Below are 13,986 nucleotides of genomic sequence, written 5' to 3'. Positions count from 1 at the left end.
CGTTAACACCTGCAATCGAAAAGCTAAAAGTTGAATTGGGACTGTCCGGCGTGGCAATGTCGCGTATAAGAAATGGAACAGAGTCACAATAGTTTATGTACAACATTAGAGAATCGAAAGATTCGGCTTAAACACCACCTGGACCAGCCAAATAGTTGAGTTCGGACCAAGAAATACGCGTTCCGCGTTGTAACCATCGATCGCAGCGGGGTACATTAAATCTACCTGCATGTACTTGCTGGGTGGGGCATTGGGTGCATCGTCTGTATGGGCGCCTTGTACGGGCCTATAAATTTCGCGCCGTACAATATGGCGGCATTCATCAAACTGCGTCTTTACATCACTGATCATTTTATCGGTCATTCGCTGCATGGAAGAGCAGGCTGGAAAAAATGATAAATGTCAATTGCTAAAACGCCCAGGCAGCTCATTATGCGTAAATATCCACCTGTTCAGTACCCGGGTAATACAAACCTTGAAGTAGAGTCATGATTGGGGTTTACGCTGGCTGCCTTTATGCTAAACAAAAAGATAACGCCCGAGGAGAACGCCGCTAACATGAAAGGGCGGGCGTTTTTTTGTAGGAGCTACCCCGGAAGCAGGTGCCTTTAGATTAATCCAAGAGCTCAGCATCCTCGGGGCCATCCTGCTTTTCTTTATTAGATTTCTTTTGCACATTCTTGCCCACGAACAAGCCTATTGCAAGCGTTATAAAGTGAGTAACTACGGCTAAAAATTGTTTGGCGACTTCTGCATCTCCCCGGTAAAGACAAAAGCCAATAAAGAATAATACCCCAAAAAAGGTTAACGTAATGAATATCCCATATGTTATGATGGTTTGCCGATGCTGCTTAGGGTAATCTTTTACGAACTTACTATTGTAGTCCATTGCCTTTTCAGAAAGCTTCCCATCCTGTTCGAGACGCTTTTCTTCAAGCTTTAACCTGTGAAATTCTAATTGGACCTCTTGAGATTTTTGAGAGATTATGGCTTTTATGGTATCCTGATCTAATTCAGGCTTTACATTTTTGTTGCCATTTTGGGATTGTTCTTGTTTTTGACCTTGGCTCATAATTGTATTCAACGTAGATTTTGCCCATGCCGAAAGTGCCCAGCTTGGGTGCGATGAACTTTGATTTTTTTATGGAACCTCGGTCTGTTTGGAGTAAAGAAATAAATTCCCTTGGCGTCAAGTACTTGTAGAGCTTACTAGTGGTTTGTAATGCTTTAAACGACATGGGTAAATATTTAATAATTAACGAAAAACAGATGCAAAAAATTACATGAATACAAAAATAGGTTGGGGTGAGACTACGATTTAATAGGGTTTTTCGAAGGCATTGTGCAATGCCAAAGATCAAATATGAGATGATCTTAAAGCGCTAATTTACGAACACATTTGAAATATCAAAAAAAATATAAGTTTTTATACATATTGCAATTCTTAGTCCATAGCGGTTGATTACTTTCTTTATCGCCCATAAATACATTCTTCCCCAGTCTACTTTATGTATTTAGTACATCAATAATAGTGCGCTCATTCGCTACATTTCCATTTGGCGCCATCTTGTGACGCTGTCTCAAAATGACCAGTTTAGCTTACCAGCTACAGGTTCCCTGCTTCCGAGCACATTCAGAATTTCCCTCCCCCCAAACTAAAATCCGTGTTATATTTAGTAGATGAAAGCGATATTTCTAACGATTGCAGTGATGGCCACATCTACTCTATTTGCCCAACCACCCGTAGAAAATTATCCTGTTGACTCTGCCAGTGTAGTACAACCGGGCGTGCCTAAAGGCGAAATACTGAAATTCTCCTTTGATCAATCTACTATCTTTCCCGGCACCTCGCGTGAATACTGGATATACATCCCTGCCCAATACCGGCCCGATCAGCCTGCCTGTGTGTATGTGAACCAGGATGGCATCCAATATAATGCTCCCACAGTGTTCGACAATCTTATTTACAGGAAAGAAATGCCCGTTACCATTGGGGTTTTCGTGGCGCCGGGCAGGGTAATGCCCGATAGCGGTGCAACTGCATTGGCTCGCTTCAACCGCAGTTTTGAATACGATGGTTTAGGGGGGGCTTATGCGCAATTTATTTTGAATGAGATCTTACCCGAAGTGGAGAAACAAAAAACAAGGGACGGCCGTGCCATTCGCTTGTCTAAAAACGGCAACGACCGTGCTATTGGTGGTTCCAGCAGCGGGGCTATTTGCGCCTTCACGGCTGCCTGGGAATATCCTAATGAATTTTCCCGCGTATTCAGCGCCATTGGTACCTATGTTGGTCTCCGTGGCGGCGATCGCTACCCGGTGCTTATCCGCAAATACGAACCCAAACCAATAAGGATCTTTCTGCAGGACGGCGCCAATGACAACAACAAGTTTGGCGGCGATTGGTGGAAAGCCAATGAAATGATGGAACGTTCTTTCATCTTTGCCGGTTATGAAGTTAATCATGTTTGGGGTGAAGGCGGTCACAACCACCAACAGGCTACAGCCTTTTTCCCCGAAGCCATGCGCTGGCTTTGGAAAAATTGGCCAACATTGGTAGCAAAAGGAAATTCAAAGAACGAGTTTTTAAACAATATTCTTATTCCCGGTGAGGACTGGCAGTTGGTTGGACAAGGATACCAGTTCACAGAAGGTACGGCTGCTAATGCGGTTGGAGAAGTTTTCTTCCAGGATATACGCAATGCAAAAACATATAAGGTTGGCCTGGACGGGAAATTGGTTACGATAAAACCTGATTCCAAAAGAGCAAGTGGTACCAGCTTTGGCCCTGATGGTAACCGGTATGTAGTAGCCGGCGCCTCCAAACAGATCATACACTATGATAAGAACGAAAAAGAGACCATAGTTGCAGATAGCTTTCCCGGCAACGATCTTGTTGTAGCAGGCAATGGAAATATCTACGTTACCGTACCCGATGGCGCCGCCAAACCGGGTAAGATCTATCTTATAAGGCCCAATGGACAAAAATTGATCGTGGATGAGGGCTTGAAATACCCAAACGGTATCACGCTATCGCCCGACCAAACTCAGTTATATGTCGCTGAATCGGCCTCTCACTGGATCTGGATATACAAGATCCTGCCGGATGGAAAACTCGCCTATAAACAACGCTATGGCTGGCTGCATGTACCCGATACGGATGAAAACGCCTGGCCCGACGGCCTTAAATGTGATACGGCAGGAAGAGTATACACGACAACACGCCTGGGCATACAGGTACTTGACCAGATAGGCCGGGTAAATGCTATCATCCCAGTGCCATCAGGCTCGCCTTCCAATTGCTGTTTTGGCGGCGCCGATTTCAATATCCTCTATGTTTCCTGTGGCGATAAAGTCTATCGCCGCAAACTCAAAGTGCGTGGTAGCAATACCTTTGAACCACCGCACAAACCGGTAACACCAAGGCTGTAATTAACTATAAGCCCTATGCTAATCGAGCTCTCCTGTTTTCATGGCTGATTTGGTAGTAGTATTTACAATAGCCACCTTGCCTTTCAATTCCACTTTGATCACAGAGGCAATAGCATCAGGCGCAGTAGCACCTACTTCCATAACAAGATTGTCATCCACCCTTTTTACTTTGATTTTACCACCAGCCAATAGTTTGGCGGATACGACTTTATTTTTCAAACCTGGTATTACCAGTTTGCCGTCTTTTGGCCATTCAAATACGGTGACATAAAGTGTAGTATTTGCAGCACTTTCCTTTCTTGTAACCCGTCCCCATGATAATGGAGCTAAAGGACCTGCCTTCGTAGCATAGATCGCTTCGCCGTTAATTTTCATCCAGGCGCCGATTTGCTTGAGGCGGTCAATGCTTTCCTGCGGAAAAGTTCCATCATCCTTAGGACCTATATTCAATAAATAGTTTCCTCCTTTTGATGCAATATCCACCAGGTTTTGTATCAACGTTTCGGTCGACTTCCATTTATTGTCCCAGCTTTTATAACCCCAGCTGCCATTCATGGTCATACAGGTTTCCCAATCTTTGCCATCCAGCTCACTAAGGCTGGGAATTTTTTGTTCAGGTGTTTTGGTGTCGCCGGGAAAGTTCGGACGTTTTAAACGATCATTGGTAATTATATTAGGTTGCAATTTCAACAAAGCCTGCAATTTGAGTGCGGCCTCATCGGTCATGTTGGTTGGCGTATCCCACCATAGCACGGCTACATCGCCATAATTGGTCATCAGTTCCCTTACCTGCGGTACGGCAACTTCATCGATATATTGAGCAAAGGACCTGGTTTCCTGTGCAGGATCCCAATGGCCACCATGTTCTTTCGTATAAGTATCAATAGCAGTTGAATCAGGATTAGGCCATCCTTCTTTCATTTCCTTTCTTGCCACCGATCCGCCGGGATTGTTCCAGTCCTGCGCCTGAGAATAGTAAAATCCTAACTTAACACCATATTTTTTGCAAGCCGCAGCCAATGGTTGTAAAAGATCTTTGCCATAAGCCGTTGCATCGGCAACATCCCATTTGCTGGCTTTTGAATTAAACAGCGCAAAACCGTCGTGGTGTTTGGCAGTGATGATGATGTATTTCATGCCGGCTTCTTTTGCCAGTTTCACCCATGCATCCGGATCATATTTAACAGGATTGAAACTTTTTGCTTTCTCCTGATATTCGGCCACCGGGATTTTACAGCGATTCATGATCCATTCCGCCCCTCCCCTTGCCTGGTTATTACCATGATACACACCTGCCCATTGTGCATACACCCCCCAATGAATAAACATGCCAAAGCGGGCTTCCCGCCACCATTTCATACGTAGGTCTTTGGCAGGGTCTGGTTGTTGGGCAGACTGAGCATTAAGAGATTGTACAGCAATAATTGATAAGAAAAAAAAGAAATATTTTATCATGAGCCTGATCATTGTTTTTTAAGATGTTTATCCTGCAACTAAGAAATAAAAAAGCAAGCGGCAATATCATATTCTGGCTATTTATTAAATGATTATTGCATAAAACGAAAATGACATCCACACATACACAAAAAAACCATCCGCCTCCCGATAGCTACCGGGTGACGGATGGTATTTTTCATAATTTTTATCTATTTCCCATAAACGATCACACTAAAAGGAGCGATCACAGTTGACCCCTTCGAAAACTGAAATCTCCTTTCGTTAAGGAACTATTCACTATTTTAGTACTTCCGAAGGCGTAGCACACACTTATTTTATCCGTTATGAAAAAACGCAGTATCGCTGCTTTTGCTGCCTTGTTTTGTTTGCTGCAAAACGCCTGGTCTCAAAAAAACATTGAACAATACGTACGCGAACATGCACATCCCATTACCTCCATCTGCCCTGACTCAACAAATTTTGCCGACCTGCAGGTAATTGGGGATGCCATCGGGAATGCCCGCATAGTGATGCTGGGCGAACAGGAACATGGCGATGCCGCAACCTTTCAGGCAAAGACCAGGATCATAAAATACCTGCATGAACAAAAGGGTTTTGATGTGTTGGCCTTCGAAGGCGATTTCTTTGGTATGAACTACGGTTGGGAGCAGGTAAAAAAAGAACAGGGAAACCTGGACTCCTTTTTCAAAAAAACGCTTTTTCCCATATGGACTTATTGCGACGCCTGCAGCAACCTGTTCTATCAGTATATTCCGGCTACCCTGAAAACCGGTCACCCACTCGATATATCGGGCTTTGATAATCAGATATTCTCCCTCGCAGCTTATCCTGCATTAGACAGTGTGCTGAAAAGATGGCAATTACCGATAACGAATTCAAAAGAATATGCCACCGACATTTTTCCCCTCATTTCACATTGGTATAACTACACCAAAGACAGCGTTCAACTGACAAAGTGTTTGAATTACCTTAAAGAGATAAAAAAGCAGATGGAGCAAAGGAAGGTCCCTGATGCATTCTGGACATTGGTGATAGACTCAATGATCGCTAATATAAAAAATTACATGCCGATAAAAGACTACTGGCTGAAAATGAACATAAGGGACCGGCAAATGGCCATAAACCTTAAATGGTTAACCGAAGAAAAATTTTCCGGCAAAAAAATAATCATCTGGGCCCACAATTATCATATTTCAAAATATGGCGGGCACTATCCCCAGGAATTCCTTAACCAGGGTCAATCCATGGGTACTGTATATACGGCCGATACCGCTATGAATAACCAAACCTATGTGCTCGGCTTCACTTCCCGTGAAGGCATCACCCAATGGGTAGGCCGAAAACCTGATCAATTACCCACACCAAAGAAAAACAGCCTGGAGAAGTGGATGCATGACGACTACCGTTTTGCCTTCCTCGATTTCAGCGGCTACAATGCTACGCTCAGCGGCACACTGGAAAACTTTTTCCTGGCCGGTGGTAGCAGTAATGGGCTTGGGTATCACAGAAGCATGCTGGCTCCCTGGACTAAAATTTATGACGGTGTTTTTTATATAAAAGAGATGTACGGTTGTAGCGAGATCAAATAATGGCAGGATGTGCAGGCGCCTTTTGATATTGATTCGCATATGCTTTCTCTACTTTAATATTTTGTAAGGCAGCCGACATTTTCTCTATAAAGTAATAAATAAATTGCACCGCACTTACTGTGCTATTTATTTAATACTAAATACATTAATCTAAAATGAAAATCATTTCCAGAAAAAATTTAAAGATCAGCCTTGCATTCTTACTTCTTTTTTCAGTATTTATTTCTAATAGCTTAAGCGCACAAATACCTGCCAACATACCCGCTCAACCGCAAGACATAAGTCCATTGCTCATCGGCGAAAACATACCTGTAATAAAGTTATCTGACGCCATGGGTAAGATCTTTGATCTGAACGCAGCCATTTCGCAGAAACCAACTATACTGATATTTTATCGTGGGGGTTGGTGCCCTTATTGTAATAAGCAACTCTCGGGTATCCAGGAAATAGAGCCGGAACTAAAAAAAATGGGCTATCAGATCATTGCTATAAGTACAGACAGCCCCGATAATTTGAGATCGTCAACAGAAAAAAACAAATTGGAGTATATGCTGCTGTCCGACGCCGATCTCAATGCATCAAAGCAATTCGGGCTTGCCTACAAAGCTCCCGCTGCATACGATAAATTGCTACCCACCTCTTCCGGCGGGAAAAACCTCGATAAGTTATTACCAGTTCCTGCTGTTTTCTTTATCAGTAAAAAGGGCAATATCCGGTTTGAGTATATTGATGTGGATTTCAAACAGCGGATCAGTGCTGATCTATTAAGATCAGTTGCACAAACTATTTTCAATGAACTATAAATCGAAGAGCATTATCCAGCTGTTAGCATTTCGATTTTCCCGGACTTTATCACTTAAAAGCATTAAATTTATTAGCAGTATCTTTAGTTTATAAGGCGCCTGATGACTCATTTAACCAATATGGAACTTGAACAGGAACTACAGTTATACCATTACACTGTAGCCAACCTGCAGGAAGCAGTATTTTGGGTAAATGCTGCGGGCAATATTATTCAGGTGAACGATATGGCCGCCCGGCTTTCGGGCTATACAATTGAAGAACTGACCCGGATGCATGTCACTGATCTTAATCCCTCGCCCATTGTGGCCAACTTCCCTCAATTCTGGCAACGATTAAAAAAAGAAAAGAAGATCACTTTCGAAGCGCAGCACCGGCATAAAACGGGATATTTATACGATGTTGAAATAACCGGGAATTTTATTACTTACAATGGACAAGAGTTCAGTTGCAGCATTGTAAGAGATATCAGTAAAAAGAAAACAGAAGAACGGTTATTACAAACCATTTCAGAAGCCACTTCGAACATAACCGGAAAAGATTTTCTGGTTGAATTGTGCAGGAACTTTACACGGGCGCTGAATATGCAGTTTGCGCTGATAGCCGAATGCATACAGGAAGGCAGTACACAGGTAAGGACCCTTTGCCTTGTAAATCACGATACTGTTATCGACAATATTGAATATGACACAAAAGGGCGGCCGTGTGAAGTGATACTACAGGGTGATGGCTTTTTTATGGGAAAGGAAGTGTACAAACATTTTCCTGCATCTGAGGGCATTGAAGCCGCTACCGGTGTACCTATTTATAGCAGTGTATCAGGAAAGCCAATCGGTCACATCATCATTTCGAATCCATCGCCTGTATCGGAACAAAAAAACCAGCTGCCGGTCCTAAAGATCTTTGCAGCCCGTGTTGGCGCTGAGATTGAACGCATGCAGGCCGACAAAGCACTGCAGCATAAAAACGAAGAATTACGTCTTAGGCTCAATGAAATTGAGTTATATCATACTACCCTCAAAAATTTACGCGACCAGGTATACTGGCTTAATAAAAGCGGCGCCTTCATCCGGGTAAATGAAGCAGCAGCCAATGAAACAGGATACAATAAGGATGAGTTGTCGAAAATGACTGTGTTCAACCTGAATCCTGGTTTAACCGAAAAAGAATGGAATGCAAACTGGACAGAAACAAAGCAATGTGGTCAGCAAATACTGGAAACAGAACACCGCAGTAAAGATGGCAACCTGTACCCGGTAGAAGTAACGAATAACTTTATTGAGCACGATGGAGTTGAATATTTTTGCAGCACTGTACGCGATATCAGAAAACGTCGCCTCGAAGAAGAACTGCTGCGAACCATTTCAGAACGAACAGCCGGCGTTACTGGTGAGGACTATTTTCGCGAACTGGCCAGGTTTGTAACCTCTACGCTTAACGTCAGGTATTCTATGGTGGTAGAATGTTCAAATGGCAATAATACCCGGTTGAGAATGTTGTCGTATGTAGAAAGACAGGAGGTGCGGGAAAATATAGAATATGACAGTACAGGCACGCCTTGTGAAATAGTAATGCAGGGCAAAGACTTTTTTTGCGCCCGGGGCCTGGAAAGGACCTTCCCGCGTGAAAAAGGAATTCAATCATGGGTAGCAGTGCCCATCCACAGCCCATCTACAGGAAAGGTAATCGGCAACATTGCCGCTTTTGACAAGATGCCGATGTCGAAAGAACAAAACCAAACTGCCATACTTAAAATATTTGCCGCGCGGGCCGGTGCAGAAATTGAAAGGATCGAGGCACAAAAGAATCTTGAGAAAGCCAATGAAGAGCTGGCAAAACGCTTACAGGAAATAGAGGAATTGAAAAATCAGCTGGCGGCGGAAAACAAATACCTGCAGGAAGAGATCAGGTTCAACAATAACTTCGATGATATTGTGACCAAGAGCAGGAACTTTCAAAAGATACTACAGCAAATTGAACAGGTTGCCACAACTGATGCAACCGTGCTCATCATAGGGGAATCTGGTACCGGTAAAGAATTACTGGCCCGTGCCGTTCATAATATCAGCAATCGAAGTAAAAGGCCTTTAATAAAAGTGAATTGCGCCACCCTGCCCGCCAATTTGATCGAAAGTGAATTGTTTGGTCATGAAAGAGGGGCGTTTACCGGCGCTATGGAAAAAAGAATAGGCCGTTTTGAGCTGGCCGACGGCGGCACCATCTTCCTCGATGAAATTGGTGAATTGCCGGTTGAATTACAGGCCAAACTGTTACGCGTTTTACAGGAAGGGGAATTTGAACGGTTGGGCAATCCCAAAACCCTCAAAGTGAATGTGCGCGTTATCGCCGCCACCAACCGCAACCTGGAGCAGGCCATTGAAAAGAAAGAATTTCGCGAAGACCTGTTTTACCGGTTAAATGTATTTCCAATCGTAAGTCCACCCCTGCGTGACCGTAAGGAGGATATTCCTTTACTGGTAAAACATTTCTGTCAAAAATACGAAGCAAAGGTCGGGAAGAAGATCACCAATATCCCTGGCAAAGTAATAGATGCGTTGATGGCGTATAACTGGCCGGGTAATATCCGTGAACTGGAAAATATCATTGAACGGGCACTCATTCTCAGCCGGGGCAATACCCTTGAATATGGGGAATGGGTACCTGCCCCAAAAACACTGAACAAGGAACAACCAGCCGCTCAAAAACTGGAAGATCTAGAGAAAGAGCACATCATAGCTGTACTGAACAAAACCGGCTGGAAAGTAAGCGGCGAAAAAGGAGCGGCCAAAATATTAGGATTGAACCCCACCACACTGGAAGCCCGGATGAAAAAACTGGGCATTGAACGGAAGAAATAACCATTATGCCCGTTTTAATTCAATGCACGCACGCTCACTTTAATTCAGCACTTCCGAACAAATGATCATATTGCTGGCAATGGATAAGCGCATATTTGTATTGCGCAAAATCGGGCATACCGCTGATATCATATAACTGGTTGCCCATGATTGATTTTATTTTTCCCAGATCAATGAAATTAACCGGTTGTATCTCTTTGGAAAGATATACATGCAGGTCGGGCCCGTTGCTGATCATAATATTCTGCAAGGCCAGTGAGTACTTGCCGTTCTCCTTAAAGATGGCAACCATACCTGAAACCGTTCCATAAGGGCCTTTCACAAAGCTGCCGGTATGCGTTTGAACCGCTGTAGTATCAGGCATTTCATTAACCGGAGCGGTGGGCGATCCATTCTGCTTGGTGCAGGCAGCGATCAGGAACAGCATCATAGCTGCGATGCTAATGTAGTATTTCATAAAACGATCGATTTAATTATTAAAGTGGTAAGAAACGCCTAATCCCAATGTATTTACTTTATTCCTGAAACGGCTGACCATAGTGCCATCAGGGGCTGTTTGCTTAATATTGGTGGTCTGGTATTCGGCAAAATAATATTCATAAACCGCCTTGATCCCCCAGCGGGTATTGATACGGTATTTGATAAAATATTCCGAGTTAAGGCTGCCATAATCGTTATCTCCGGTAAGCAATACATTAAAGCCATAGGGTTTGGCGTTAGGTTCATTACGCGTACTGCCGTTGCTGGTTAAAATGCCACTGCCTCTTCTGCCGAACGAAAATCCGATAACATCGATATTAAAACCTGCCGACCATTTTGGGGTAAAGTTGTAACCGAAGTTCACTGAAAAGTTTACAGAATTGATCAATGGCCGTTGAACCGTAAGCGTATCCCAATTGGCGGTCTCCTGTCCGGCAAAAACAATAAGAAATGGCGTGGTGGTTGAACGTGCAAGCCGCGCAGGCGCGGTAATAAAATCTGTCTTTGTTCCAAAGTAGGTGGTCCAGCGAAGGCCTACCCCGGCTTCCCATTTCCTTTTTTTGCCTAAATGCCAGTTATGAACATAAGAAGCCGCCACCGTACCCTGCGAACTGCCGGCAGTTCCGGTTACATCGGCAAACCGGTTAATGCGGGGATATGTATGCTGCTGTGCACATAATGCCGGTGCAAGCAAAAGCAATAATACCGTTAACAAACCAAATAATTTCATGATGCTTTATTTAAACTGATATACGAAGTGTTTCATTTTTAGATCTTGGATGTACAAACAAATGTAACATAAGTGTGAACCGCGCAATGTCGGGCGACTGACATACCAGGTGGCAATTCCTGAAATGCGGTTCGCAGAATGCTGAACGATTTTCTGCCCGTAATTTTTGCCGCCCAGGCTTTCCCAATCTTTTTTCCCAACATATTGGGAAACTCCCAACCTATTGGGACTTTTCCATGGGTCCCGACCTTTATAATGTAAAACCCTGATCTTCCAGAACGCAGTACAGGAGCGCGTTTCAAGCGATTTTCAAACCTCACGAACACATTGGCACCCCATTAGCCCTTTAAATAGTATGCCGAAAAATTTTACCGATATGAATAAAGAAGTTACCCAGCAGGATTTTACAAAACATGTAATTGAAAGCAGGACCCTGGCGATCGTACAGTTCAAAAAAAGCTGGCTCGGAACCTGTCAGATCATAGAACCCGTATATATGGATCTGGCAAGGATGTTCAAGGACATAGCCAGCTTTTATACTGTTGATGTAGAAAAAGAAACGACCCTGGAAAAAGAATATGGCGTAATGGAATTACCAACCATCCTTTTCTTTAAAGGCGGCCAGGTTATCGATCACGCCATTGGCCTGACCCCAAAAAACGTATTGATCTCAAAGATCAAGAACGCCATTTCATCAACCAACCAATAATTCACCTTAAAAGCAACCAATATGAGAAGAGATCTGAAAAAATATTTCGAAGTGAACTTCGGAACATTTGTGCACGTATCAGCGCATGAAATAGAGGCTGCCTGTTCATTGGAGTCACCACTTTGCGACCTTGAAGGTTTTCTATTTCTCAAAGAAGGCCAGGCAGTATCCATTAAGCCATGGATAATTCCCTCCGCTTCAATTCGTAAAATACTTACAGAAACGCTAAACAACAGTAAAAATTAACCAGTTCACCCATCACTTAAACCTCATTTAAACATACGATCATGTCAGAAGAAATTAAATACGCCTACCTGAAAAGTCATCCTTTATTTGCCCATGAAAGTGAGCAGATGATAAAAGACACCTGCCAGCTGGCAAAAGTTAAAACCATTTACCGGGGACAAACGATCAATTATGGTGAAGGTGCATACAGTAAAATATTTCTGCTCATACAGGGTAAAGTGAAGATTGCAGAATTAAATGATGACAGCAACGAGCTTATCAAAGACATTTTAACTGCACCGGATGTTTTTGGCGATATGAGCCTCCACGGCAGTCCTTCCCTGGAAGAGTTTGCAGAAGCATTAACCGCCAATACCATTGTGTGCTTTTTCAATGCGGTGGATTTCAAAAAAATATTGCAGGAAAACCCATTCATGGCCATACACTATGCCAATATGGTGAACCACAAGTTAAAAAAGCTGGAGAACCGCCATGCCGATCTGGTGTTCCGGGATACCAAAGCACGGCTGATCCGTTTTATAAAGAACTGGGCACATACAGATGGAAACCGGATTGGCGATAAAATAATCTTGAACAACTACTTGACCCATTCAGATATTGCCAACGTGATTGCCACATCCCGTCAAAGTGTAAACGTATTATTGAATGAATTGCGCGACTCGGGGTTGCTGTGCTACAACCGGAAGCATATTGAACTAAATGATATGCGCATCTGGAATTAATCGGTATTTGTAAACGCCGCGACAGTTGATCTTTTGTAAAGTAACGATCATTGTCACATTGATCAGGCAATCTATTGAGAAACTTAAAAAGCAATCTCCTGTACGCTCTGTGGGAATAGCTTTACTTTAATTCAACAAAACAAATATAACATGGAAAAGAAATTACAGGGGCAGGTGGCCATTGTAACCGGCGCCGGCAGCGGTATTGGAGCCGGTTGTGCCAAAGAAATGGCTAAAGCCGGCGCTACAGTAGTTATCAATTATCCCACTGCAGCAGGCCGTGCAATGGCAGAGGAAGTAGTGGCGTCTATTGCCGCTAATGGAGGTATGGCCATTGCTTACCAGTGTGATGTGAGCAGGGAAGACCAGGTGATGAACATGTTTACCGATGTAATTAATCAATTTGGCACAGTAGACATTCTTATAAACAATGCAGGCTTACAAAAAGATGCTCCGTTTACAGAAATGACACTGGAACAATGGAACTTTGTACTGAGTGTAAATCTTACCGGGCAATTTTTATGTGCGCGGGAGGCCATCCGCGAGTTCTTACGCAGAGGGGTAAATGGCAAGTCAACATCAGCCGGAAAGATCATTTGCATGAGCAGCGTACATGAAGTTATACCATGGGCGGGTCATGCCAATTATGCCGCTTCAAAGGGCGGCGTGCATCTGCTGATGAAAACCATTGCCCAGGAATATGCACCTAAAAAGATCCGCATCAACAGTATTGCACCCGGGGCCATTCAAACGCCTATTAATCACGATGCCTGGGATACCGCTGCCCATTTACAAAACCTTTTAAAACTCATTCCGCAAAAACGCATTGGCCAGGTCGAAGATATTGGAAAAGCTGCCGTTTGGCTGGCCAGTGATGATGCAGATTATGTAAACGGCACTACCCTTTTTGTTGACGGCGGCATGACCTTATACCCGGGTTTTGAAGATAATGGTTGATTAA

The 13,986-nt window shown here is 43.6% G+C and carries 13 protein-coding genes; 8 read left to right on the top strand and 5 right to left on the bottom strand.

Annotation, left to right across the window (positions count from 1 at the left end; genetic code table 11):
* Positions 1 to 105 precede the first annotated feature (105 nt).
* The gene (locus FAM09_RS23235; RefSeq protein WP_136579554.1) at positions 106 to 372 is read right to left on the bottom strand and encodes a hypothetical protein; all 267 of its coding nucleotides are present in this window, start codon (positions 370 to 372) and stop codon (positions 106 to 108) included.
* Between the two features lie 241 nt (positions 373 to 613).
* Positions 614 to 1,072: a hypothetical protein gene (locus tag FAM09_RS23230; protein WP_136579553.1), complete on the bottom strand. Its 459-nt coding sequence runs from the start codon at positions 1,070 to 1,072 to the stop codon at positions 614 to 616.
* Positions 1,073 to 1,680: 608 nt separating this feature from the next.
* On the opposite strand from FAM09_RS23230, the gene FAM09_RS23225 reads away from it, so the two are divergent.
* Positions 1,681 to 3,432: an SMP-30/gluconolactonase/LRE family protein gene (locus tag FAM09_RS23225; protein WP_136579552.1), complete on the top strand. Its 1,752-nt coding sequence runs from the start codon at positions 1,681 to 1,683 to the stop codon at positions 3,430 to 3,432.
* Between the two features lie 18 nt (positions 3,433 to 3,450).
* Here the strand turns inward: FAM09_RS23225 and FAM09_RS23220 are convergent, their stop codons facing one another.
* Complete coding sequence (locus FAM09_RS23220; protein ID WP_136579551.1) at positions 3,451 to 4,887, bottom strand: alpha-L-fucosidase; 1,437 nt, start codon at positions 4,885 to 4,887, stop codon at positions 3,451 to 3,453.
* Positions 4,888 to 5,213: 326 nt separating this feature from the next.
* Here FAM09_RS23220 and FAM09_RS23215 point away from each other — a divergent pair, with 326 nt between their 5' ends.
* From FAM09_RS23215 to FAM09_RS23205, 3 genes are all read left to right on the top strand, one after another.
* On the top strand, positions 5,214 to 6,479 hold the full coding sequence (locus FAM09_RS23215; protein WP_136579550.1) for an erythromycin esterase family protein: 1,266 nt from the start codon (positions 5,214 to 5,216) through the stop codon (positions 6,477 to 6,479).
* A 155-nt stretch (positions 6,480 to 6,634) separates the two neighbouring features.
* The gene (locus tag FAM09_RS23210) at positions 6,635 to 7,282 is read left to right on the top strand and encodes a peroxiredoxin-like family protein (protein WP_136579549.1); all 648 of its coding nucleotides are present in this window, start codon (positions 6,635 to 6,637) and stop codon (positions 7,280 to 7,282) included.
* A 120-nt stretch (positions 7,283 to 7,402) separates the two neighbouring features.
* On the top strand, positions 7,403 to 10,138 hold the full coding sequence (locus FAM09_RS23205; RefSeq protein WP_166437253.1) for a sigma 54-interacting transcriptional regulator: 2,736 nt from the start codon (positions 7,403 to 7,405) through the stop codon (positions 10,136 to 10,138).
* Between the two features lie 34 nt (positions 10,139 to 10,172).
* On the opposite strand, the gene FAM09_RS23200 is transcribed toward FAM09_RS23205, so the two are convergent.
* Together FAM09_RS23200 and FAM09_RS23195 are read right to left on the bottom strand one after the other, a co-directional pair.
* A complete protein-coding gene (locus tag FAM09_RS23200) occupies positions 10,173 to 10,595 on the bottom strand; it encodes a DM13 domain-containing protein (RefSeq protein WP_136579547.1) in 423 nt (140 codons plus the stop codon).
* A 12-nt stretch (positions 10,596 to 10,607) separates the two neighbouring features.
* Positions 10,608 to 11,348: an outer membrane beta-barrel protein gene (locus FAM09_RS23195; RefSeq protein ID WP_136579546.1), complete on the bottom strand. Its 741-nt coding sequence runs from the start codon at positions 11,346 to 11,348 to the stop codon at positions 10,608 to 10,610.
* Between the two features lie 376 nt (positions 11,349 to 11,724).
* On the opposite strand from FAM09_RS23195, the gene FAM09_RS23190 reads away from it, so the two are divergent.
* The 4 genes from FAM09_RS23190 to FAM09_RS23175 all read left to right on the top strand — a co-directional run bounded on the left by FAM09_RS23190 (position 11,725) and on the right by FAM09_RS23175 (position 13,982).
* Entirely contained in the window at positions 11,725 to 12,057 is a 333-nt protein-coding gene (locus tag FAM09_RS23190; RefSeq protein ID WP_166437252.1) for a thioredoxin family protein, read from the top strand.
* A gap of 21 nt (positions 12,058 to 12,078) precedes the next feature.
* Positions 12,079 to 12,303, top strand: coding sequence for a hypothetical protein (locus FAM09_RS23185; protein WP_136579544.1), 225 nt, complete (start codon positions 12,079 to 12,081; stop codon positions 12,301 to 12,303).
* A gap of 41 nt (positions 12,304 to 12,344) precedes the next feature.
* Positions 12,345 to 13,025, top strand: a complete 681-nt coding sequence (locus FAM09_RS23180; RefSeq protein WP_136579543.1) for a Crp/Fnr family transcriptional regulator — start codon at positions 12,345 to 12,347, stop codon at positions 13,023 to 13,025.
* A gap of 150 nt (positions 13,026 to 13,175) precedes the next feature.
* Positions 13,176 to 13,982 (top strand): SDR family oxidoreductase, encoded by an 807-nt coding sequence (locus tag FAM09_RS23175; protein ID WP_136579542.1) that lies wholly within the window; start codon positions 13,176 to 13,178, stop codon positions 13,980 to 13,982.
* The last annotated feature ends 4 nt before the right edge of the window (positions 13,983 to 13,986 follow it).

This window comes from Niastella caeni, from assembly GCF_004834005.1.
In the GTDB taxonomy this organism is placed as follows: Bacteria; Bacteroidota; Bacteroidia; order Chitinophagales; family Chitinophagaceae; genus Niastella; species Niastella caeni.
Note: the sequence above shows the minus strand (reverse complement) of the source record. Positions and strands in the feature narration are given on the sequence as shown.

Bases quoted from the DNA above. Each gene is read 5' to 3' on its own strand.
- FAM09_RS23225 (WP_136579552.1), top strand. From the start codon at position 1,681: ATGAAAGCGATATTTCTAACGATTGCAGTGATGGCCACATCTACTCTA.
- FAM09_RS23230 (WP_136579553.1), bottom strand. From the start codon at position 1,072: ATGAGCCAAGGTCAAAAACAAGAACAATCCCAAAATGGCAACAAAAAT.
- FAM09_RS23180 (WP_136579543.1), top strand. From the start codon at position 12,345: ATGTCAGAAGAAATTAAATACGCCTACCTGAAAAGTCATCCTTTATTT.
- FAM09_RS23215 (WP_136579550.1), top strand. From the start codon at position 5,214: ATGAAAAAACGCAGTATCGCTGCTTTTGCTGCCTTGTTTTGTTTGCTG.
- FAM09_RS23190 (WP_166437252.1), top strand. From the start codon at position 11,725: ATGAATAAAGAAGTTACCCAGCAGGATTTTACAAAACATGTAATTGAA.
- FAM09_RS23210 (WP_136579549.1), top strand. From the start codon at position 6,635: ATGAAAATCATTTCCAGAAAAAATTTAAAGATCAGCCTTGCATTCTTA.
- FAM09_RS23185 (WP_136579544.1), top strand. From the start codon at position 12,079: ATGAGAAGAGATCTGAAAAAATATTTCGAAGTGAACTTCGGAACATTT.
- FAM09_RS23175 (WP_136579542.1), top strand. From the start codon at position 13,176: ATGGAAAAGAAATTACAGGGGCAGGTGGCCATTGTAACCGGCGCCGGC.
- FAM09_RS23235 (WP_136579554.1), bottom strand. From the start codon at position 372: ATGCAGCGAATGACCGATAAAATGATCAGTGATGTAAAGACGCAGTTT.
- FAM09_RS23195 (WP_136579546.1), bottom strand. From the start codon at position 11,348: ATGAAATTATTTGGTTTGTTAACGGTATTATTGCTTTTGCTTGCACCG.
- FAM09_RS23200 (WP_136579547.1), bottom strand. From the start codon at position 10,595: ATGAAATACTACATTAGCATCGCAGCTATGATGCTGTTCCTGATCGCT.
- FAM09_RS23220 (WP_136579551.1), bottom strand. From the start codon at position 4,887: ATGATAAAATATTTCTTTTTTTTCTTATCAATTATTGCTGTACAATCT.
- FAM09_RS23205 (WP_166437253.1), top strand. From the start codon at position 7,403: ATGGAACTTGAACAGGAACTACAGTTATACCATTACACTGTAGCCAAC.